The organism is Chitinophaga chungangae (genome assembly GCF_017742215.1).
Lineage (GTDB): Bacteria > Bacteroidota > Bacteroidia > Chitinophagales > Chitinophagaceae > Chitinophaga > Chitinophaga chungangae.
In genome coordinates this window covers 338,597-361,279 of record NZ_JAGHKP010000004.1, presented here as the reverse complement: position 1 = coordinate 361,279, position 22,683 = coordinate 338,597, and the positions used below count along the sequence as shown (strand labels likewise).

At 54.6% G+C, this 22,683-nt stretch carries 11 protein-coding genes; all 11 read right to left on the bottom strand.

Annotated features, from left to right (window positions below; translation table 11 throughout):
* Window positions 1–7 precede the first annotated feature (7 nt).
* The 11 genes from J7I43_RS21145 to J7I43_RS21095 all read right to left on the bottom strand — a co-directional run bounded on the left by J7I43_RS21145 (window position 8) and on the right by J7I43_RS21095 (window position 22,535).
* Window positions 8–2,497: a glycoside hydrolase family 38 C-terminal domain-containing protein gene (locus tag J7I43_RS21145; protein ID WP_209147860.1), complete on the bottom strand. Its 2,490-nt coding sequence runs from the start codon at window positions 2,495–2,497 to the stop codon at window positions 8–10.
* Between the two features lie 7 nt (window positions 2,498–2,504).
* Entirely contained in the window at window positions 2,505–4,001 is a 1,497-nt protein-coding gene (locus tag J7I43_RS21140) for a RagB/SusD family nutrient uptake outer membrane protein (protein ID WP_209147859.1), read from the bottom strand.
* Window positions 4,002–4,011: 10 nt separating this feature from the next.
* The gene (locus J7I43_RS21135) at window positions 4,012–7,341 is read right to left on the bottom strand and encodes a SusC/RagA family TonB-linked outer membrane protein (RefSeq protein WP_209147858.1); all 3,330 of its coding nucleotides are present in this window, start codon (window positions 7,339–7,341) and stop codon (window positions 4,012–4,014) included.
* Between the two features lie 44 nt (window positions 7,342–7,385).
* Window positions 7,386–8,336: a FecR family protein gene (locus J7I43_RS21130; protein WP_209147857.1), complete on the bottom strand. Its 951-nt coding sequence runs from the start codon at window positions 8,334–8,336 to the stop codon at window positions 7,386–7,388.
* Window positions 8,337–8,419: 83 nt separating this feature from the next.
* Window positions 8,420–9,025 (bottom strand): RNA polymerase sigma-70 factor, encoded by a 606-nt coding sequence (locus tag J7I43_RS21125; protein ID WP_209147856.1) that lies wholly within the window; start codon window positions 9,023–9,025, stop codon window positions 8,420–8,422.
* An 85-nt stretch (window positions 9,026–9,110) separates the two neighbouring features.
* Window positions 9,111–11,384 carry a GH92 family glycosyl hydrolase gene (locus tag J7I43_RS21120; protein WP_209147855.1) on the bottom strand — a complete coding sequence of 758 codons (2,274 nt, stop codon included), beginning with the start codon at window positions 11,382–11,384 and terminating at the stop codon, window positions 9,111–9,113.
* A 143-nt stretch (window positions 11,385–11,527) separates the two neighbouring features.
* The gene (locus J7I43_RS21115) at window positions 11,528–12,577 is read right to left on the bottom strand and encodes a DUF5013 domain-containing protein (RefSeq protein ID WP_209147854.1); all 1,050 of its coding nucleotides are present in this window, start codon (window positions 12,575–12,577) and stop codon (window positions 11,528–11,530) included.
* 29 nt (window positions 12,578–12,606) lie between these two features.
* The gene (locus J7I43_RS21110; protein WP_209147853.1) at window positions 12,607–14,412 is read right to left on the bottom strand and encodes a RagB/SusD family nutrient uptake outer membrane protein; all 1,806 of its coding nucleotides are present in this window, start codon (window positions 14,410–14,412) and stop codon (window positions 12,607–12,609) included.
* Window positions 14,413–14,428: 16 nt separating this feature from the next.
* Entirely contained in the window at window positions 14,429–17,548 is a 3,120-nt protein-coding gene (locus J7I43_RS21105; protein ID WP_209147852.1) for a SusC/RagA family TonB-linked outer membrane protein, read from the bottom strand.
* A gap of 26 nt (window positions 17,549–17,574) precedes the next feature.
* A complete protein-coding gene (locus J7I43_RS21100; protein ID WP_209147851.1) occupies window positions 17,575–19,893 on the bottom strand; it encodes a T9SS type A sorting domain-containing protein in 2,319 nt (772 codons plus the stop codon).
* A 29-nt stretch (window positions 19,894–19,922) separates the two neighbouring features.
* Window positions 19,923–22,535 carry a glycoside hydrolase family 2 protein gene (locus J7I43_RS21095; protein WP_209147850.1) on the bottom strand — a complete coding sequence of 871 codons (2,613 nt, stop codon included), beginning with the start codon at window positions 22,533–22,535 and terminating at the stop codon, window positions 19,923–19,925.
* Between the last annotated feature and the right edge of the window lie 148 nt (window positions 22,536–22,683).

Genomic DNA, 22,683 nt, shown 5'->3' with positions numbered 1-22,683 from the left:
TTGTTTTTTATGGTTGCTGTATTACATTTTTCAAACGGATGGTGCGGATGCCAAAACGCGGCATGGACAAACGGATGGCCGTTTTTCCCGATGCCTGCCGGGTTGCCAGCGGTTTTATCACCTGGCCGTCGAGCCGCTCGAGAAGGGCGCTGCCGGCTTTGCCGCTGAAGACGATCTCCTGTTCCTTCGCATCGCCTGCGGCGTTGTACAGCCTGATGAGCAGGTCGTTTCCATCTACCATGATGGCAGGCACCTGCCACCGGTCATCTTTTACCGTCAGCAGGGAAAAATCACCGCTGTTCGAAGAGGGCGCAACTGTCAGCGGTTCGCACCAACGCGTTTCTTCGAGACTGATCTTTCCCTTGTCCCATTCGCCGCCATGCGGAACGATAGCGTATCTTACTTCCGTGGGGCCTTCAACGCTGTAATTCCGCCCCCACAGCGCTCTTCCAACGTATTGCAGCGTAAAGCCCAGCGGGTGGCCTTTTCCGTGTACATAACTGGTGGTGTGGTCGGTGAATACGGCAAAACCGGCGTTTCCATCCGTAACATCCACCCAATGCAGCACGACATTATTTTTGATGCTGTCCCAGCTGTTGAAGAAAGTATTTTCCAGCCGGCTTTCCGTTACGTCGTACGGTGCGTCTTTGCTGATGCGTTGTTGTGGAAGGTTGACGGGGAACATTACTTTCAGCTTAAAACTGTCGTTGTAAAATGCTTTACGGTAAGTTTCCGCGCGGTAACCTTCCGCCTGCGAATACGCCCCGATGCCGGGATTATTTTTCCAGTCGATCTTCACCTGCATGTCTATCCTGCGTTCGCCGTTCGTTAGCGTGACCAGTTGGGTAAAAGGATGCCCCGCGATAAAACCTTTGATCTCCGCGGTAACACGGGCCTTGTTGTCTTCCGTGATGCGTACGGTAGCCGCCGTATCCGTGCTGGAACGCCATGCCGCTTCATCATAAAAAAAACCTTTCAGTTCGTTGAAGACGCCCTTCTTCACGTCTACCATTTGCCGCTGCTTCAGCTTTTTCGCTACCAGGCTGGTGATCGCGCCGCCTCGGGAAGGGTCTATTTCTATTTTATACAGGTCTGTTTCGAGCAGGTACTTCCCGTTTTGCATACGCCATAAGGGTTTCTTCTCAAGATCTTTTGTAATGCCTTCCGTACGGCGGTACACGCTGAAGCCCATCGCGGGCACGCGGGCGTGCAACATCATGGTGCTGTCCGTAAGCCGGAAAGCCGCTACTGGATTGCCTTTGCTATCTTCCCATTTCCCCGTGCCGCCGTCGCTTTTAACGGTCACCCATTCTTCACGGGGAAACGCGGCGGTATTGACGATGCGGAAATATTTTTCTTCAGCATTATTTCCTTGCAGGATGCTGTCGCTTACCGCCAACGACCTATCCGTCCAGCGTTGCACTTTATCTATCCAGGTATCGCCTTTCCGGCCGTTGTAGGGAACGATCCAGCAATCGTGGTGCTGGGCCAGCAGTAAAGATTTCCAGGCCGTATCGAGCATACGTTGCGGCCAGGCTGCATGGTCGTGCAGCGCGCTGATGGCCGCGTATTTTTCAGCAATGGCCAGTTTGTTTTCCGCGCTTCTCACCTGCTGCGCAATGCGCTGCAATACCTGCGCGCCCCACACAAGGCTTACGTTAATATCTTCCTGGCTCAGTTTCCAGACCTGCGCGTTTTGTTTGTCCGCAATATGCCCGATATAATTTCGCCAGGTTTCATACTTCGCTTTTTGTTTCAGCCAGGGGCCGTTGCGCCAGCCCGCGTCCTGCAGGCACATACCGACGGGATTTTTGATACCCATCGCCATTGCGGACTGAATGTATTCGCGGCCGTTGTTCCAGGCGGTGGTTTGCCAGGTTGAATTGGCTAACAACGCTTCCGAAGCGTAACGCGGAACAGTGGGCAACCTGCTTCCATCCGGCCCCTGCCACTGCACGATCTCCCCGCCGAACGCGCGGGTGTAGCCGCCCCAGCAGGTGTTGGGATTTTTCAGCGAGGCGTATTTGTACCCGAAAGAAAGCAACACCTGCGGCAGCGCGCTCGTAAAACACGGCTCTTCGCTGGAATAAGTGGTGAATACTGCTTCGGGGAAATGTTCCTTCACTTTTTGCATCCCGTAGCTGAACTGCCGGATCATGCTTTCGCCGGAGCCGGTGTACAAATAACTCTGGCCGTATGCCGGGCTCACGTATTCGATGCGGCCAGCGTCCGACTGGTCGGCGAACAGTTTTTTGAAAGCGGCATACGCTTCCGGTTCTCTTATTTTCACCGCATCCCAGGTTTCCGGCTCTATTTCCAGATTGATCTTCCAGTTCGGATGGGCCTGCAGCTGGCTGGTCATAAACTGCGTGTACCATACGGGGTAATGCCCGTACACGCCGCCGTGATAGCCGTCGATAAAGTAATGCTCCTGGGCAAAAGATTCCTGTGCCGCAGCGGTGAGCAGCACCGCCAGGCAAAAACGTTTTAGTTTCATGTTATTGTTAAAGCGCCAAGTCCGGGTTCTTCTGAACTTCAGCTAGTGGTAATGGAAATTGAAGGTCGCTATCCTGGAACGCTCTCAGGTGATTGGGCGCTTTGTAGCCTGTCAGGCCGGTCATAACACCGTGCTCCACATCAAAAGCTTTACGCGTTCGCAGCATGTCGTACCAGGTTTGAAATTCAAAACAAAGTTCCCAGTATCGTTCTTTCAAAATATCGTCAGTCGACAAAACAACCGGTTTCGCTTCCGACGGGAACGCGCGGTGGCGTACCGCGTAATAGGCGTCGATGGCCGTTGCGTCTGAAGTCTGGCCGCCGTCGATATAACTTTTTGCTTCGGCGCACAGCAGCAGCACATCGGCGTAGCGTATAAGCGGAAAGTTGGCCCCTGAGCGGCCGGATCTTTCGGCTTCCGCGTCCCAGAACTTAAAAATGCAGGGCGAAGGAAAAAAGATCGTTTCAGCCGGGTTGCCGTACCGCGGGTATTTCGTGTAAAAAAAAGCCTGTTCCTGTTTACGCCCGTCGTTGTTGGCATATGAATCGTAAAATGCCTGCGTTGGCGCCATCGCCCCGCCGTACGCGGGTTGTATGGAAATCGGCTGGTCCGGGTACGGTTGGTACGCGCCGTGAATGTTGCTCACCGCCACGGTAGGATGGCGCTGCAGCATAAAAATGTGCTCCCTGGTATTTTGCACTGCGGCGTTGCGCAGGTCGCTGTATTGTTCGAACAAAGAGAACTGGTGACTGCCGATCACTTCCAGTGCTTTGCCGTACGCCTTCTGATAATACGGAACGCCCTTCTGCAAAGGATACCCGGCCATCGTGATGTACACTTTCGCGAGCAGCGATTTCACCGCGCCGAGGCTCACGCGCCCGCTGGGATCGGTCCAGGGCAGGCCGCAGTTTTCCGCGGCGGTAAGGTCTTTCACGATCTGTTCGTACACCGCTTCTTTTGGCGACCGGCGGATCTTCACATCATTCAAGTCCTTGGTGGTGGTCAGTTTCAGGGGCACGTCGCCAAAAAGCCGCACCGCCTGGAAATAATACCATGCGCGCAGAAAGTACGCCTGGCCGAGGTATCGCTGTTTCGTCACTTCATCTACCAACGTCGTCACGCTCACATGTTCGATCACGCTATTGCAGTTTTCCACGGGATAATAAGTGGAATTCCACCAGCCCTGCAACCGCGAGTTCGCATCGTCCAGCCGGTCCAGGCGAAGGAACTGGTCGTCTTCAAACCCCGAAGGCCTTGGCCTGCGGCTATAGCCGGTGATGTATTCGAGCGAGTATACCGGGCTCACCGACACACCGATGTTCACCACGAAAGGCGTGCCCAGCCCCTCGTAAGTGCCGTTCACGGCGGCGGCCACCTGTTCGGGCGTTTTGTAGTAGTGAGACAGGTTGAGCGAACCGGAAGGCTCCTCTTCCAGGAATTTGTTGCAGGAGCTGAAAGCCGCCAGCAGCAATAACATCATCACTTTTATCTTGTCCGGTTTCATAAACAATCCATTAGAATGTAACGTTTAAACTGAATGCCAGCGTTTTTGCCTTGGGATACTGGTAAAGGTCCACGCCCTGGTTAAAGTCGCCGTCGAACGAAGATGCTTCAGGATCGTAGCCTTTGTATTTCGTGAACAGGAAATAGTTTTCCAGGTTGACGCTGAACATGGCCGATTTCACATGATATCGTTTCAGCCAGCTTTCACGAACGCGGTAACCAAAGGAAATGTTGCGCACGCGCAGGAACGTTCCTTTTTCGATATTGTAGCTGTCCATCTCGCTGTCGAACCCGTCTCCGGGCAAGCGCAGCGCGGCGTTCATTACATTTTGCCGCTGCGGCGTCCAGGCGTTCAGCGTTCTTGCATAACTGTTCGTGGCCGGTGCGGCGTTTTCCATGATGAGCCGGGTGAAGTTGGCAAGGCTGTGCCCGTAAATGGCCTGCAGGTCTATGGCTACGGAAAAATCACGGTACGTTACCGTATTCGCCATGTTCGTTTCAAAATCGGGCATCCCGTTTCCCAGCACCGTCCGGTCGTCTGCATCTTTCACTTTGTTATTGTTCAGGTCCGCGTATTTCAGGTCTCCCGGCTTTTTGCCGAAGGCCGCGGCTTCTGCCGCTTCTTCCGTTCCCCAGGTGCCGAGCCGCAGGTAACCGTAAAATTCGTTCAGCGGGCGGCCTTCCATGATGCGGCCTCCCCAGGGATACATGATGTCGCCGTTCAGCTCCAGCACACGGGAGCGGTTCATGGAATAGATCAGTGAAGTATTCCATGAAAAGTGCCCGCGGCGGATGTTGCTGGTTACCAGCGACAATTCAATTCCCCGGTTACGGATAGAACCGATGTTGTCGTACACTCCTTCGTAACCGGTGGTGGCCGGCAGCAGCTTGTAATACAGCAGGTCTTTTGTGACGCGGTTATACACGTCGCCGGTGAATTGCACCCTGCCGTCGAACAGCGACGCGTCGATCCCGAAATTCAGCTGGTGCGCCTTTTCCCATTTCAGGTCCCTGTTGCCCAGCGCTTCCAGCGTGGCGGAAGGCTCGAGCTGACCGTCGAACACCACCTGCCCGCTGCGTATCCTGTCCTGCGTTACATAATCGCCGATATTCGCATTGCCCACGATTCCGTAACTGGCGCGCAGTTTCAGGTCGGTAATGCTGTGAACGTCCTGCATAAAAGGCTCCGAAGACAGGCGCCATGCGGCGGAGAAGCTCGGAAAATAGCCGTACATGTTGTTTGCGCCGAACCTCGAAGAACCGTCTGCCCGGAATGAAAAACCGAACAGGTAGCGGCTGTCGAAATCATAATTGAACCGCATGTAGTACGAGTTCATGGCGGTGTTGCTCGTGCCGGACTGCGGCCGTTGCGGCACCAGGCCGGTTTGCAGGCTGTTGTATGAAAAAAAATCATCGAAAAAACCTTCGCTGCCCGCTTCGGTATTCATGTTCGCGAAATAATACCAGCTGGCGCCGGCCACCGCGGTGAGCTTATGTTTGCCGAACTGGTCGTTCCAGGTCAGGTAATCTTCAGAGGTCCAGGAGCCGGAATTGCCGTGCCCGCGCGTTGCCACGCCTTGCTGCGTGTCTGAATAACCGCGGATGTCGCGCCCGGAATAATACAGGTTGTAATTGGCGCCGGTCTGCCCGCTGAGCCCCGCTGTAAGATGCAGTTTGTCGCTGAAGCGGATGGTGGTGAGCAGGTTGCCCATGGTGTAGGTGCGGCCGGCAACCGACTTCACTTCCCGCATCAGCCTCACCGGGTTTTCTGAATCCTCCGCGCCGGGATAATCGCCTTTGCGGGAATAAGAGCCGTCTGCATAACGCACCGGAAAAAACGGGAGGAACTCGTAGATCTGGCGCACGGCGTTCAGCCCGAAAGTATTGATGTCTACATTATTTTGTTTGAACGCGCCGCTGTTGATCACTGCCTGCACATGCAGCCATTTTTTCACGTCCCAGCCGATATTGATAAAACCGTTCACCTGCCGCGAGTAGCTGTTGATCAGGATGCCCTGCTGATCGTTGTACGAAAGGTTCACCAGCGCTGAAATGCCTTCTTTCCCGGCGGAGAGCGCCAGCGAATGTTCGTGCGAAACGGCCACGCGGCTGGCTTCTTCCTGCCAGTCGGTGTTATACTTCGGCGTACCGTCTGTGTTGAACAGTTCGTCTTTCCGGAGAAACTGCCTTGCCGGATCGAGGTGCGGCGCAGTGCGGCCGGGCAGGTATTCGTATTCGCGTTTGAACATTTCCAGCGCCTGGCTTGCATCCATCAGCTCCACTTTGCGCGCAAGGGTGCCGAAGCTGAGCGTATTACGGAACGAGATGCCGGAAGTGTTTTTGGTGCCCTTTTTGGTGGTGATCACGATCACGCCGTTGGAACCCCTTGAACCGTAAATTGCCGAGGCAGCGGCATCTTTCAGCACGTCTACCGCGGCAACTATATTTGGATCGATGATCATCGGGTCGGCCCCCACAATTCCGTCTATCACGTAGAGCGGCCCGTTGTATGCATTGATGGAGCCGGTGCCCCTGATCTTTACGATGGGGTTGCCCCCTGGTTTACCTGAGTTCATCATCACGCTTACGCCGGCCACTTTCCCTGCAAGCCCCTGCATCATGTTCATGGCGGAGGCGCGTTCGTTCAGCTCTTCCCCTTTTACGGTACCGACGGCGGTGGTGAGATTTTCCTTGCTGGAAGTGCCGTAGCCGATCACTACTACCTCTTTGAGCGCGGAATGTTTCGGCAGCAGCGTGATGTACAGCAGGGTGGCCTGTTCCACCGGCACGTCCTGCTCGCAATAGCCGATCAGGCTCAGGTGCAGCGTGTCTCCCGGGCCTGCGCGGATGCTGAACGCACCGGCCTGGTTCGATGCCACGCGGATTTGCGAGCCTTTCACCGTAACGCTCACGCCCGCCAGGGGATTGGCTTTGGTGTCCGTCACGCGGCCTCTCAGCATTTGTGCGGCGGCCGGGTCGGGCGGTGGCGTTTCGCGCCGGGTGATGAGGATGTTCCGTCCCCTCAGTTCGTATTCCAGCGCGGGCGGCAGCAATTTCAGCACTTGTTCCACGGAAATGTTCTTCCGGGAGATCGTTACTTTACCGCTGCCTGTTATTTCCGAAGGATTGTAAACGAATTTGAAGCGGGTGTTTGCCTCTATCTGCTCGAACACTTTGTCGAACGTCTGGTTCACCACCTGGATGCTGACCATCGTGCGCCGGAGTTCTTCGCCGGGCTGCTGCGCTGAGACCCGCCGGATGCACAGGCAGCACAAAGCCAGCGCCAGGCAGACGATCCACCCGGGCCTGATGTGCAGGCGCTCCGATCTTATCTCGTTCATAACTTGAAATTATCACTCTACACGGATAATCGATCCGGTTTTTATCATTTTGGTTGTCCGTCGTATACCAGGTATTCGTTTTTCCCCGGTTCCTGCCTGTAATTAAATCCGTAAATATCGCACAACATCTCCAGTACGTCTTTCAGCGGCACGTTCCCGTCGAACCGGGCGGTGAGCAGCGCATGGGCGATATGCTCGCCGGAAAAGCGGATGCGCACGTTGTAGCGGCGTTCCAGCTTTTGCGCGATGGTGCTGAACATCGCTTTTTTGAATACGAGCTGCCCCTGCCTCCAGGCGCTGAAATCGGCGGCGCTGATATTGTTTGTTTCTATTTTGCCGGCGGCTGCCAGGTAAACGGCCTGCTGGTTGGCGGCGAGCGTGGCGCGGGCGGATTCCCCGCTTCCTACGGCCACTTTGCCGCTGGCCACGGTCACCGTTACCGTTTCGCCGGGCGTGTAGGCATCGATATTAAAACTGGTGCCGAGCACGTTCACGTCGAGCGTTCCGGCATGCACCAGGAACGTTTTGCCCTGGCGCGGCGCCACTTCGAAATATCCTTCGCCTTCCAGCCATACTTCGCGGCCTTCTTTCGCGGCGTACTTTATTTTACTGCCGAAGTTCAGCCATACCGTAGTACCGTCTGGCAGCGCGATCTTTTTGATGCTGCTGCGGCTAGTTTGTTCGGTGAGCGTAACCATCGCCACATCCGGCGGTACCGCGCGGGTGCGGGCGAAATAAACGCCGCCCGCGGCCAGCAATACCGCCACGCTGGCGGCTGCCCACCAGTAACGGAAAGACGTTCCGATCACCCTGGCCGGCGGTTCCGCTTTTTCTATTTCCCGGCTGATGCGCAGGAAAAGCAATTGTTCCAGCCCTGCCAGCTGTTCGGCGCTCAGCTGCTGCGTAAGGCCCGCGTGATCGTCGAAAGACCGGTACCAATCGTCTACCTCCCGGATCTCGGCCGCCGAGGCGGCGCCTTCCAGGTATTTATTCAAAAGTTCTTGTAACCGCGTTTTGTTCATCGTAATAGTCTCTCTAACAATTAGACACCTGAAAAGCGCCGTACCGCCACTGCGTTTTAAAATAAGTTTGAAAACGCGAGCGTGGCGAGGAACCATAATACGGTGAAGTTGTATTCCTTCAGGCGCGCACGCAGGATCTTCAGCGCCTTCACCATATGTTTTTCGACGGTGCTCACGGAAATGCCCAGCTGTTCGGCGATATGCTGGTACGACAAATGCTCCCGCCTGCTCAGGTAAAATACTTCCCTGCATTTTTCCGGCATGCTGGCGCAGGATTCGTCTATCTGCTGCTGCAATTCCTTCAGCTGCAGGCTGTTCACGGCATCCGGCTGATAAGGCTCGCCGTTTTTCAGCACATGCTGCTGGTAATTGTTGCGCACCAGGTCGGAACGCACCGTGTTCAGCACTTTATTTTTTAAAGAAATATGCAGGTAGCTGCGAAGCGAATTGTTGAGATGAATGGTTTCCCTTTTCAGGTAAAGGTTCACCAGCAGGCTTTGCACCAGTTCCATCGCCGTTTCCTGCACTTTCACGCGCCGGTATGCGGCGTCCAGCAATTCCTGCCAGAAGCGTTTGTAGATCTCCTCAAACGCCTCTTTCTGCCCCTGCTTTACCAGCAGGAACACCTCTTCATCGGTATACGTGGAAAAGTCTTTTCGCATGGCGGAACTTCGAACTGACAGCTAATTTAAACGTTTCAGTATTAATTTCTTAGTGTCAGCCCGAAATAATCGCCTTCCGCCAGGGTCATGGCCTGCTGAGCGAAAAAGGTTTGTTTTCCTCCGCGATCCCCCTGCCGGTAGCGGGTTTATTGCCCATTTCCAGCAGCAGCGTGCCGCCATTCACGATATCGGCGTGGCGCAGCCAGTTATGCGGCCAGGGGCGGCCATTGAGCGTGGCCGACTGGATGTATACGTTTTCCGCGCTGTTGTTGCGCGCTTCCACCACGAATTTTTTGCCGTTTTCCATCGTCAGCGTCGCTTTCGGGAATACCGGGCTGCCGATCACGTACTGGTCTGTGCCCGGGCAAACGCTGTAAAAACCCAAAGCGCTCATCACGTACCACGACGACATCTGCCCCTGGTCTTCATCTCCCGGGTAACCGTTTTCCGTTGCATCGTACAATTTCGCCATCACATTTCTCGCGTGCGCCTGTGTTTTCCAGGGCTGGCCGGCGTAGTTGTAGAGGTAGATCATGTGCTGAACGGGCTGATTGCCGTGCGCGTACTGGCCCATTTCCGCATTCACCATTTCTGTCATTTCGTGGATCATCTGTTTGTAATACCCGACGTTCACTTTATTGGGCGCGCTGAACACGGAATCGAGCTTTTCGATGAACCGTGCGTCGCCGCCCATCAGGTTGATCAACCCCTGCGTGTCGTGGAACACGGACCATTGCCAATGCCATGCATTGCCTTCCGTGTAAGGCCCGCCCCACTCGTAAGGATCGAAATTCTCCAGCCATTCGCCGCTCAGTTTGCGGCCGCGCATAAAACCGGTAACGCTGTCGTACTGGTTTTTATAGTTGTACATACTGCGGCCGAAAACGTACTGGTAAAAATCATTGCCGGTCATTTTCGCCAGCTGGTAACCGCAGAAATCGTCGTACGCATATTCGAGCGTTTGCGAAGTGCTGCCGTGCGATTCGGGGAAACTCACGTAACCGAGCTGGTAATATTCTTTCCAGCCCGCGCGGCCGTTGGCGCCGCCCCAGGGGCCTTTGTTCATGGCTTCGTGGAAATATGCGTCCAGCGCCTGTTTGGGGTCGAACGTGCGGATGCCTTTCACCCATGCGTCCGTTAAAAGGGAAATAGCATGATTGCCGAGCATGCCCCCGGTTTCGCCGGGAAACGACCAGGCCGGGAACCAGCCGCACTGCCGCTGCGCGTCGAGCAGCGCCTGCATGTAACGGCCCTGCATTGTGGGATGCACGATGGTATTGAGCGGGAACTGCGCGCGGAAAGTATCCCAGAAACCATTGTCCGTATACATATAACCGTCGTGTACCTTGCCGTCGTACGGACTATAATAATACGGCTCGCCTTTGCTGTTGTATTCAAAAAACTGGTGGGAAAAAAGATTGGCCCTGAACAGGCAGGAATAAAAGGTCGCTTTGTCTTTTTCGGAACCGCCTTCTACCAGTACGCGGTTAAAAAGCGTGTTCCAGGTTTTGTTCGCGGCCATTTTGGTCTGCTCAAACTTTGAAAACCCGCCCAGCTCGCGTTGCAGCGTAACTTCAGCCTGTTCCGCGCTGATGTAAGACGAGGCCACTTTCACCTGCACTTTCGCCCCGCCGCGGAACCGGATAAACGCGCCCGCGCCTTTGCCTTCGGCTTCCAGCTTGCCTTCCGACATTTCGTTATTGACATTTTCCCAGGTACCGCTTACTTCAAACGGCTGGTCGAACATCATTACAAAATAATTCCTGAAACCCTTCGGTATAAAACGCCCGTTGGTCACGAACCCGGTGATCTTCCTTTCAGCCGGGAAAATTTTCACGCCGCTCAGCGCGTTGTACCCGTCGAGCACAAGCCATGCGGGGCTTTTGGCGGGAAAAGAAAAACGCAGGTGCGCCCCTCTTTCGGTAGGCGTTATTTCGGTGGTGATCTTGTTTTTGAAGGTCACTTTGTAATAATCCGGCCGCGCTATTTCGTCTGCATGACTAAATTCCGCCGCCCGCTGGTCCTCGTTCACTTTCAGCTCGCCGGTAACCGGCATCAGGCTGAAAACCGCGTAATCGCCCACCCAGGGGCTGCATTGATGCACCTGCTGGAAACCGCGGATAGTGCTGGCTTTGTATTGATATTTCCAGCCGTCTCCGTTTTTGCCGGTTTGGGCAGACCAGGCGTGCATACCGAAAGGCAATGCGGTGGAGGGATGCGTGTTACCATGGCTGAGCGCGAATTCCGAATTAGTGCCCTGCAGGGTATTGGCATAAGCTACGAGATCTTTGGATTGCGCCGCCGCCACGAAGGGAATGCCGCATAACATGGCCGCTAAAAATAAACGTGGTAATTGCATGTTTGAAAAGTGTCGTTTGGGAATAGACACTTCAGGGGGAAGGTACCGCTATTGGAAAGGGAGTATTTTTCGCCTTATATCAAAAAAAGCGCCGGCTTTTGCCGGCGCTTTGTGTTTTCAGGAACAGGGTTCCTTGAACATTATCAATCAAACAAAGTTTCGATTTTATACATCCGGATATTCGAAGCCTGCAACACCTTCTGCACTCCCTGATCGAAATTGAGCAGGAAACCTGCGGATACCTGCTGGTCTGCCGGATTGGCGAAAGTCATGGACAATACAGCTTTATTGAACTCTGCCGTGATCAGTTTGCTGGCGATCGCGCTGCCAATCTGCGTATCGTCGGGCAGGTCGGCGCCCGCGGCCACCACCAGGTAAGTGTCGCGGTCCGGGATTACGGTCGCCATGGCTACGTCTATCTGGTAATTGCCTTTGGGCAGGCTGAACGACTGAAAGATCTTCCCGTTGATGATGGATTTGTCTCCCAGGCTCCAGCGTTCGATGCCGAATTTGCCGACATTGGCGTCGAAACCCGCGCCGGTAGGCCGGGAGCTTGTTACAGCGACATTGGCCGTCCAGTCCGCCAGGTTCACGAACCGCGCAGTGGCGCCCGCTACCGGTGCGAAATTGGAATTTTTGAAATATACGGCGGTAATGTCCGTTTTAACCGATCCGAAATCGTTGACATCCATCAGCAGGAAAACCGAATCCGCCATATCGTTCTGCCGGTATTTACTTACACCGGTAAGTTTCAGCTTCGCGGCGAGTTTTTTGCCGGAATGTGCATCTATCGCCGCTTTGGTAATATTGACATAAAACGGCGCATTGCCGGCGCCGGCGGGAACAGCAATTTCACCATTCAACGGTTTCCCGTCTGCCGCCCCGCTGATAAAACATTCTCCCGCGGCAAAAGGCTCGTAACCTTCGGGCAGGTCGTTAAATTCAAGTTGTACGGTGACAGTGAACGTTTCGTTTGGATCAAATCCCGCATAGCTGACACCAAGCGTTCTTCTTACGAGCAGGTTCGTTTTGTCTACCACCATGTCTTCCGGCTTGAGGCTTACTGTGCCCGCGCCGGTTTGCACAAGGCTTACCTTCGGTTCCAGCGCCCTGATGTCTTTGAGCGTGTCTACGCTGCAGGAAACCAGCGCCTGCAAACCGGTAGCTAGTATTAAAAGGAATACGTTTTTCATGATCTTATTTTTTTAGGATTCCGGTAAAATCACCAGCCTGGGTTCTGCATACAGGCCCTGTTGCGCACGATCTCGCTTTGCGGGATGGGCCACAGGTAATAACTTTTTTTGAACACCCGTCTTTCTTTGATGGTGCGCTGATAAAAAGCCAGGTCCGTCAGGCTTTTGCCTGCGTCTGTATTCATGCCCATCAGCGGTGCGCCGTCTGTTTGCTCCGCGATCTTCCAGCGGCGGGTATCCCAGGCCCGGAAGTTCTCAAATGCCAGTTCCACGCGGCGCTCGTCCCGGATTGCCGTGCGCAGCGTTTCCCTGCTGACTTTTTTATCGGCATCGAGAGCGGGAAGACCGGCGCGTTCCCTGATCAGATCGATGTAATGCGCGGCTTCGTCACGGCTTGCCTGGTCGCTGCCATATTCGTTCAGCGCTTCGGCGTAGTTGAGGTAAATTTCCGCGAGGCGCATCATCACGAGCGAGCGCAGCGTGCCCGTCCATTCTATGAGGTTGGAATTGGGGCTGATGTTTTTACAAACGAGGTAACCGGTGGCGGAATGATCGTGCGAGCCCTGTTTGCCACAATTGCCTGTAAAATAAAGCTGCACGGTTTGCACGGGCTTGCCGTCTTCCTTGTAGATCCAATCGGCGCCGTTGTAAATAACGGATGCGTAAAAACGCGGCTCCCGGTCTGCATACATGTTGAAAGTGCCGGCTTTCGTGTATTTGCCGGCGGTGGTGGAAAAACCATTTTCGCTGTACCCAGATCCCGCTTCATTGATCTTTTTGCCATTGGCCATAAAATATGCGTCAATCATCTGCTGGGAAATGCCCACGCCGTTCCAGCCGTTCACGAACCGGGGCGCGCAATGCCTTTCCCATCCGTCAGCAGCGTTGCTGGACGCCATTTGCGGGCGGCAATAGATCACTTCCTGGTTCCAGCGGTCGAGCAGCACGTCGCGCACAGACACGAACGGGTCGAAGGCGTTGGAACCTGCAGGCACCTTTTTGTAAAGCCCCAGCGGCATCCGGTCGATGAGTGCTTTGGCGGCATCCGCCGCGAGTTTCCATTTGTTGGCGTCGTATGTAGTGTTTACCAGCGCCTTCCCATCCGCATTTCTAAAACCGGAGTATTCGGAATTGCCGTTCCAGAGCGGGCTGGCGGCCAACAGCAACGCTCTCGACTTAAAGCCCATCACCGTCCGCTGATCGATGCGGCCTTTGTCTTTGTCGTTCACGAATGTTTCCGGAAGTTTGCCGCTTTGCAGTACCGCGTCCAGCTCGTTTACCACATAGCTGATACATTCATCGAAAGAATTGCGCGGGATCTGCAGTTCTTCGTTGGTGGCGTTCACGTCGATGGATTGTTCCGGCAGGATCACTACCGGCCCGTATTGACGGATGAGATAAAAATAATAGATCGCGCGCAGCGCCCGCGCCTCCTGTTTCCAGCTGTCCCGTATGTCCGCGCTCAATGTGGGATCGTCGTTTTTATCGATGTTGTTGATAAAAACGGAAGCGGAACGGATGCCCTGGTAAAAGGGCTTCCATTTGTCGTAATACCCGCTGCTCACGTTCCAGTTGCCGATGTTCATCTGGCCTGCCCAGGCAGCGTCCCAGATAAAATCGCCTTCGTCGCAAATGCCCATCAGGTTGTAATTATTCTGCATTTTCGCTTCATCGGGAATGAATGAATAGATACTGCTGAGGTATGCCTGCGACTGCGGCCGCGATGCCCATACATCGTTCATCGTGAGCATATCGTCAGGCTGTTTGTCGAGGTATTTGCTGCAAGAAGTTAAAGAGAACATCCCTACAGCAATGCATATATTTCTGATTCGCATGACTTGCTTTTTTTAGTTAGAAATTGATGTTCACACCGCCGTTGATGATCCGCTGTATCGGGTAAGCGCCGCCATTGCCACTGCCTAGCTCGGGGTCCCAGAAACGGAAGCTGCTGAAGGTGTAAAGGTTAAGGCCCGATACGTAAAACCTGCAAGTGGAGATCTTCAGCCGCTGCAGCAGCGCCTTTGGCAGGGTGTAACCCATTTCGGCCGTTTTCAGGCGCAGGTAATCCGCCTTGCGCTGCCACCAAGTGGAAGCCTGGTAATTATTGGGATTGTCGCCGGCGCTCAGGCGCGGGAACAATGCGTCCTGGTTTTTGTTCTCCTGCGTCCAGCGGTCGGTAGCATACCAGGTCACGTTGCCTTGCTCCTCTCCCCTCCGGTACGGGAAAAACCCGTCGCCCCCGAGCATAAAGTCCATATTGCCCGCGCCCTGGAAAAACACGGAAATGTCGAACCCTCTCCAGTTGACGGACGTACCGAAACCATACACGATCTCGGGCGTGGCGGGATTGCCGATGGCTACGCGGTCGTAAGTGTTCACCACGCCGTCGCCGTTCACGTCTTTATATTTGATATCGCCGGCGCGTACCCTTCCGAACGTTTGTTCCGGGGAGCTTTTGATATCGTCTTCAGAAGTGAACAAACCTTCCGCGATCAGGCCAAAAGGCTGGTTCAACCTTTTCCCTTTGGCATTCTGGTAAGTAAATAATTCATCGGGCGCGTCGTTGTTGAGCAGGTTGTTGCGGGCGAACGTGTAGTTGCCGCGGAGTGAAATGTTTACCTCGCCTATGCGGCGGCTGTATTCCAGTGTGGCTTCCATGCCGGCGTTCTTAAACTCGCCGATATTGCCCCATGGATTGTTCTTCAGGCCAATGATGGACGGCAGGGAATTGCGCTGCTGGAAAATCCCGGTACGATGCCGCGTAAAATAATCGAGCTGAAGATAAAACCCGTTCAGGAAACGAACTTCCAACCCGATGTTCTTCTCTTTTTCTTTCTCCCACGTGAGATTGGAGCCCCATTGGTCTTCGCCCACACTGCCCCAGTTGGTGTTCACGTCATACCCCATCACGTATGCGCCATAACCGGTGCCCACGGTGGTGAGATAGGCAAACCTGCGGCCGCCGATCTGGTCGTTGCCTTTAATGCCGTATGAAGCGCGGAATTTCAGGTAACTGATCAGCCGCTGATCGACGATGTCTTTGAAAAACTGCTCTTCCGAAGCCATCCACCCCAGCGCAACGGAAGGAAACAAACCAAAACGGTGGCCTTCGGCGAAGTTTTCAGAGCCATTGTAACCCGCGTTCAGCTCGGCATAATACCGTGAACGGTAGTTGTATGTCAGCCTGCTTACCAATCCCATAAACCGGAACGGGATCGCATCGATGGCGTTGCCGGCATCGGCATTCTGATAGTCTTGCTGGTTGTACAGCAGCAGCGCGCCCACGCGGTGATCGCCGAATTGGCGGTCGTAGTTGATATCGCCCTGGAAATAAATGCGGCGGTTACCGCCGGCTGATTTCGTATAACCGAGATTGGTAGTTCCGCTGTAAGTTTTCTGCAACACCAGGTTACCGTCCGCATCGCGGCCCGGCGGCACGATCACCCATTGATCGCCGCCCCTGGTACGTTGTATCTGGTTGTGGGAATATGCGTCGTACGCAAATTTGATCCCGCCTTTTAATCCTTTGGTGATCGCCGAAGCGTCGTATTTGAGTGAAAGGTCTGTTTGCAGCGTGTTATTCCAGGCATTCGTAAAACCCCTGTCTTCCAGGTATTGCAAGGGATTGATATTACCGCCGCCGCCGCTGTTGAGATAGATTTTTTTGCCGGGATAAACGGGGTCGGGGATCGTGGGCTGGTATTTGGCCGGCGTAGCCAGGCCCATGTGATACCATACCGCATCGGTATTGCCGTCGCCGGGATAATTGCTGAGCGTGAGAAACCCACCCAGTCCAAGGCTCAGCTGGAGGTCTTTCCGCAGGTCGAGATCGGTATTGGAGCGGAAGTTGAATCGTTTCAGCTTGGTTTGCGAATCGTATTTTTTAAGCGCGTCCGTCGCCCATGCGCCGGATTCCTCATAATAACTTCCCGCTACATAATATTTCGCTTTTTCTGTGCCGCCGCTTACATTCAGCGTGGCGCGCTGGCTGTTGGAAAAATCCTTCATCATCAATTTCATCCAGTCCACGTTGGGGTACAGCACCGGGTCTTCTCCCGAACGGTATTTTTCGATCACCTCCGGCGTGTAGGGCGTCACGTAATTTGGGTTGGTGGCCACGTTGGCTTCGTTGAGCAATTCGAGGTACGTTGGCGCATCTACATATTTCGGCCTGGAAGTAGCGCTTTGAACGCCCTTTTCATATTTGAAATTGATGGCCGCTTTCGCTACGCTGCCCCTGCGGGTGGTAACGAGGATCACGCCATTTGCGCCGCGGATGCCGTATACGGATGTGGCGGAAGCGTCTTTGAGCACGGAAAAGCTTTCGATATCCTCCGGCTCAACGTTGTTCAAGGGTCTTTCCACGCCGTCTACCAGCACAAGCGGCTGCGATCCCGCGCCAAATGTGCTGATGCCCCTGATCCAGAACTGTGCGTCGTCCCTTCCCGGCTCGCCGCTGCGCTGCACGGCAATGATACCCGCGACCTTTCCCGCCAATGCATTCGCAAGCGAACGCGGTGCGGCGGTTTTAAGGTCTTTTACTTTCACGGTGGAGATGGCGCCCACAACACTTTCTTTTTTCTGCACGCCGAACGCCACTACCTGAACTTCGTTAATGGACGCCACATCGCGCTCGAGGGAAATATTGATGTGTGTTTGCCCGTTGAGCACGGCCACTTCCTGCGTTTTATAGCCGATGCTGGAAAAAATAAGCGCGCTGGTACTACGCGGAACCCTTAGCTCGTAACGGCCCTTTTCGTTGGTAGTAACGCCTGTGTTGCTGTTAGGTACTTTTACGGACACGCCCGGTACCGGCGTATCGTCGCTTTTGTCTGTGACCGTCCCTGAGATCAGGGTGTCTCTGGCCTGCTGTATCGGGGCAGGGGCTGCCGTTGCAAACTCCGTGGCAAGGGACAGCAAGATGAACATGATTGTCTTGGCCCATAAAAGGCCAGTTCCTGCTTTTCTCATAACTAATGGATTTTGGCTGTGGAATATTATAACCTGACTAACTTGATGCTTTTGGTTGTGCCCGGCATATTGACCTTCAACACGTACACGCCGCCCGGCACGCTGGAAAGGTCGAGCGGATGAATGGCGGTTTCGGTGGTGGTGCTCAGCTGCCGGTTGAAGATCACTCTCCCGTTGAGGCCCGCCAGCGTAACCATGCACCGGCCGTTTTTGCTGTTCAGCCCGGTGAGGTATATGGTTTTACCCGCGGGGTTGGGAAACGCCCGGATGGCTTCCGTTTCCCGGCGAAGCTGCTTACGCCCGGCCGGCGCCGGTTTCCGGCCGTTGTTATCCGTTTTCACAAATACGATCTCCGCAACATTGCAATAACCGCCGTTAGGACTGAGATACCGCAGGTATTGGTAACTTCCGTTCGCTGCCACCGCCGACCAGCCCGCGGGAGGCGCGGCGGGAAGGGTGTAAATGGCGGTGTAATTGATATCGTCGTTCGAGCCTTGAAACTGACCCCCGTTCATGCGGTATTCGAAACCGCCGCGCGGGAAAAAGCGGATGCTGTCCAGCGTGATTGGCTGCGGGTAATACATGCCGGTGTAAGCGCCGTTCGCGGAAGCAGCGTCTACAAAGGAAGACAGGTTGCCATCGAACGCTTTGCCGCCATCGTTACCGCAGCAGTAAGGCGTAATGTTATCGAATTGTTGGCCGGTGACGTCAAAAATGCCTTTACGGAGTTTTTGCAGATGGGTAACGCGGGAAACAACCAGCAGCGAATCGAGGCCGGAACGGTGAACGCGGTTGCTGTCCAGCGTTACGTTGTCTGAATGTTTGAGATACACGACGGTTTGCTGCGGTATGCCGAACTGCCCGCCGGTAGGCTGAGGCGTAGTAATGCCCGTACTGTAAAAATCATTTTCTTTGATCAGCACATTGCTCGCGGAAGTGACCACAATATTGACGCCGGAAATATCGGTGAAGCGGTTGTTCTCGATACGGATGCTGTCGTAAGTGCCGGAAGGCGAGATCGTGTCTGCTGCGTTCACGATGCAGACTGCGCCGGCCTGCACGCTCCACCAGGCGTTCATAAAATGGCCCGTGCCGATGATGTCGTTGTTGCGGATCACCAGCGCGCCCATTCCGCTCACGTGATTGCCGCCCTGCTCGGAATGCACGGTAACGCCGCTATGCGTATTGTCGAAAACATTGTTCTCGATCAGCCCGTGACCTGCTTTTACTAATACTCTTCCCGTGCTGTGGAAATAATTGTCGCGGAGAATAAAATTTTCACAGCGACGGCTTGGCGAATAAAGATGCGCGCCCGTTGCCCAGGGACAATTTTTATTCAGCGTCAGCATGCCGCCCGATTTCGCGGTGATGTACACCACGTCCGAAGAAAGCGAGCTGCGCAGCGAATCGCCTACCTGCAAGTTATCAGGCGCAACAGTAATATTAGTACCGCCGCCGGAGCTGATCACATAATCGCCGTCCCAGGTAACGCTCCAGCTGTCGTCGCCCGCGGATTCCACCGTGCAGTTTTCCACCACCGGCCCCCTTCGGGTCAGCTTGTGCTGGATGGCGTCCCACGAAACGCAAAGCAGCCGTTCCTGCATGGCCCCGGCCGGTTTTGGCCCGGGCGAAACGCTGCAACCGTCGAGCACTGTACCGCCCTCGCCGCCGGCTTCGAATATCCCGAAACCCGGCCCGGCATTAACGGTCACATTCCTCAGCACCATACCGCCCTGGCAATTGGAGAGCACGAGCGTATGTGCAGCGCCGCCCGAAGCCGCACCGGCAGACATGGTGGCCATGTCCCCAACTTGCGCAACTGTTGTGAAATTCGGGTTATCTGTATTGGTTACGCGCACCGTATCGCCGCCCAGCAGCTGCGCCGTTGTGCTCCACGCAAAAATACTACCGCGCTTGCGGTAACGCGTGGCGGGATCGATCACGTCAAGCCGCGACCAGGCTTCTACCGGGTAACCCTGATGAATTTTCACGTCTACATAATTACTGCCCATCGCAACGATGTCGCCCTGCGTATAGGTCAGCGGATCGTAGTCGATGGTAAGCCCTTCCAACGTGATATTCGAACAATTGGAAAACTCCAGCGCCCGAACTCTTTTTTCACATACCATTTTCACGCCGTTCGCCACGATATGCAGGCCGGACGCATTTTGTATCCAGATAAAACTCGCACCGGGCGTTGTGCCGCGGTATTCCCCCGGCGGTATCAACACCGTAGCCTGATGCGCCGCCAGCGCGCCCCTGATCAGGCTGTCCAGCTGCCGGATGGTAAACTGTGCGTTCGTTGCCAGGGGTAGCAAAAGAAAAATGACCAGTAATTTTTTCATAGTGGAATTGTTAGTGATAAAACTGCTTATTACCTGATCCTGCTGCGCATTTCCATGATTTCCTGTTCTTTGCTGGTCACCTGCTGGCGGAGCCGCGCGTTTTCTTCTTTGAGTTTTTCTACATCAGCGTTGGTCAGTTGATCTTCTTTCATCGATGGAACCGGCAGTACCGGCTGCAAGGACGTATTTTCCGAATACAGCAGCGGCAGTGGCGAAGCGGTGCTGACAAGCGTGATCTCGTCGCTTTTCAAACCGGCCGCGGAAGCTTTTATTTTAATCTGCCCGGGGCGAACGCCTGTTTTTACGAGCACCGTAGCCGTGCCGAATTGTGTTTTCATTATCCCGCCGATCAGGCTTCCGTTGCCGGAAATTTCAAAATGCACTTCTTCCGCCGCCAGCACTTTCGGAATGCCTTTATTGTCCACGATCGTGGCGCGCACCGGTACAAAATCAGCGCCGTCCGCCACCAGTCCCATATCCAGCGAATCCACCGTCAATTTGATGCCCGTGGTCCGTTCCGCATATTTTTTTACTTCGCGGCAAACTACTTTCCCGCCGATAATGCCTTCTGCGATCATTTCCACCTTATCGCTTTTGTTGCGCCAGCGCGAGGAAATATCATGATAATCGAACACGTTCCTGAAAACGAAAGGGGCATGCGGCATGCGGCGCAGGCTGCTGTCCGGCTTCAGCGTACCGATCAATTTCCCGAGCCATGTTAGTCGCACTTCCTCGCAGTTGCTGTAAATGATCACGTCTTTGTCAGACACCTGCGTGAGCTCGTGGGTGATGTACACCATCGGCCCGGTGGAAATCCCTTTCAGCTGAAAACCTGGACTGTATTGACTTTTGAAGAGATAATATGAATATCGCGGCATGCGGTATACGTCCAGCAGGCCGCCCCAGAAAGGGTCGGGGTGATATCCCCGCTGATGGTCGATGCCGCACCAGATGGCCGCACCGATTCGCTTGGGCGGCGTGCTGTAAATATCGTCAAGTCCGTTTGCCCTGATCGTGGCCTGGTTCAGCATAGCATGCTCTCCCCATTCGCGTTTTACCCGCGTCATCGCGTTCTGCGAATAAAAATTCTCCACTTCGCCGCCATCGCCGTATTCGCGTGTGAAGGAACATTTTTCTTCATGCATCGCGCCGTGGTAATAAAAATCGAAACCGGCCAGCTTGGCCTTGTCTACATCAGAAACGGTAAATATGCCAGGATAAGGCATTTCCTCGTGCGTGATGCGGTGCTGTTCCTTCATCATGGAAATGGTCTGATCGTCTGTTTCGTTCAGCGCCGTTTCCCAGAGCAGCACGGAAGCATAGTTGCGGTCGCGGCGCGCCATGTTCCGCACGTCTTCGCCGATCCGTTTTTCAAACAAGGGATCTTTTGTGTTGAAGAACTGCCAGCCGGGCGTAGCAACGGCCACCAGCAGGCCCAACTCATCGCAGGCGTCCATGAACGCGGGGTCCATCGGGTAATGCGCTCCACGCACGATATTGACGCCGCCTTCGCGCAGCAGCTTCGCGTCGCGCCACTGGCCGGAGTTGACCAGCGCGTTGCCTACAAAAACATAATCCTGGTGCCGGTTTACACCGGATAATTTATAACCGATATACTTTTTATTGACAAAAAATCCTTCGTCGCCGCGCATTTCAAACAACCTGATCCCGAACCGCGTGCGGTAGCTGTCTGTCACCTTTCCGTTCACGATCACTTCCGTCCTTATAAAATGCAGGTACGGATCGTCCGGATGCCAGGGGCGGATGCCGCGGGGATTCATTTCCTGCAGCAGTTGCCGGCTGGCGCCGGCGGGCAGGCTGATCTTTTTTTCTTCCCGGAGCAGGGCCTTCCCGCCCGCATCTTCCAGCGTGCTGCGCAGCGTGAGGGTTACGGCCGCATTGCTTTCATTGATCACTTCGGTTTTTACGTCGAGGCGGGCGTTGTTGCCGTTCACGTCCTTCACCGCCACGTATACCCCGCCGCCGGCGATGGTTTTGCTTTCGGTAGTGAACGTAATGTGCACGGGAGAAGCCTGGATAAGGAATACGTCGCGGTAAACGCCGCCGAGATAAGTAAAGTCGAGCGCGTCCTGCGGTTTGCCGGGAGGGTACGAGGGATCGTCTGAATTATCGGCGAAAAGGGCTGCCAGGTTAGGCTGGCCCTCAGGGTTTAAATATGAACTGATATCCGCGGAAAAAGGGAGGTACCCGCCGAAATGTTCGGCGACCTTTTGCCCGTTGACCCACAACGCCGATTTGCCCATCACGGCCTCGAAATACAGCACCGTGCGCTGTTTTGCCGCGCCAGCGGGCGTTACGAAAGACTTCCGGTACCACGCCGGCCCCTGGTAATTGCGCATGCCGCTGGCATTTTCCCCCAAAGTTTCCAGCCCGTGCGGCAGGTTCACCACTTGCCAGGCATCGTCGTTGAAGCCCGGGGCTTCCGCTCCTTTGGGGTTTCCTTTTAAAAACCGCCATCCGGGATTAAAATTGAACACTTTACGGGGGCTTCCGGGGATGCTGTAAAAACCTGCGGTGGAAAACCGGCTGGCATTAGCCGGACCGCCCTGCGAAGGAGCAGCGGCAACCCGGCTGCCGGCGAACCAACAACCCAGTAATAATAACGTGGTTTTGAAGTTCATCTTTTTGTTCACTGTTTTTCGTGGTTGATAAAAACCCGCGACATCTTGACGGGTAAATAAAGCCAGACAATATTATCAAAGTATCCATTCCGGGGTTGGCAGGGATGTAACATAAAACCTGCTATTTTGTAACAAAACCCGCCGGGAG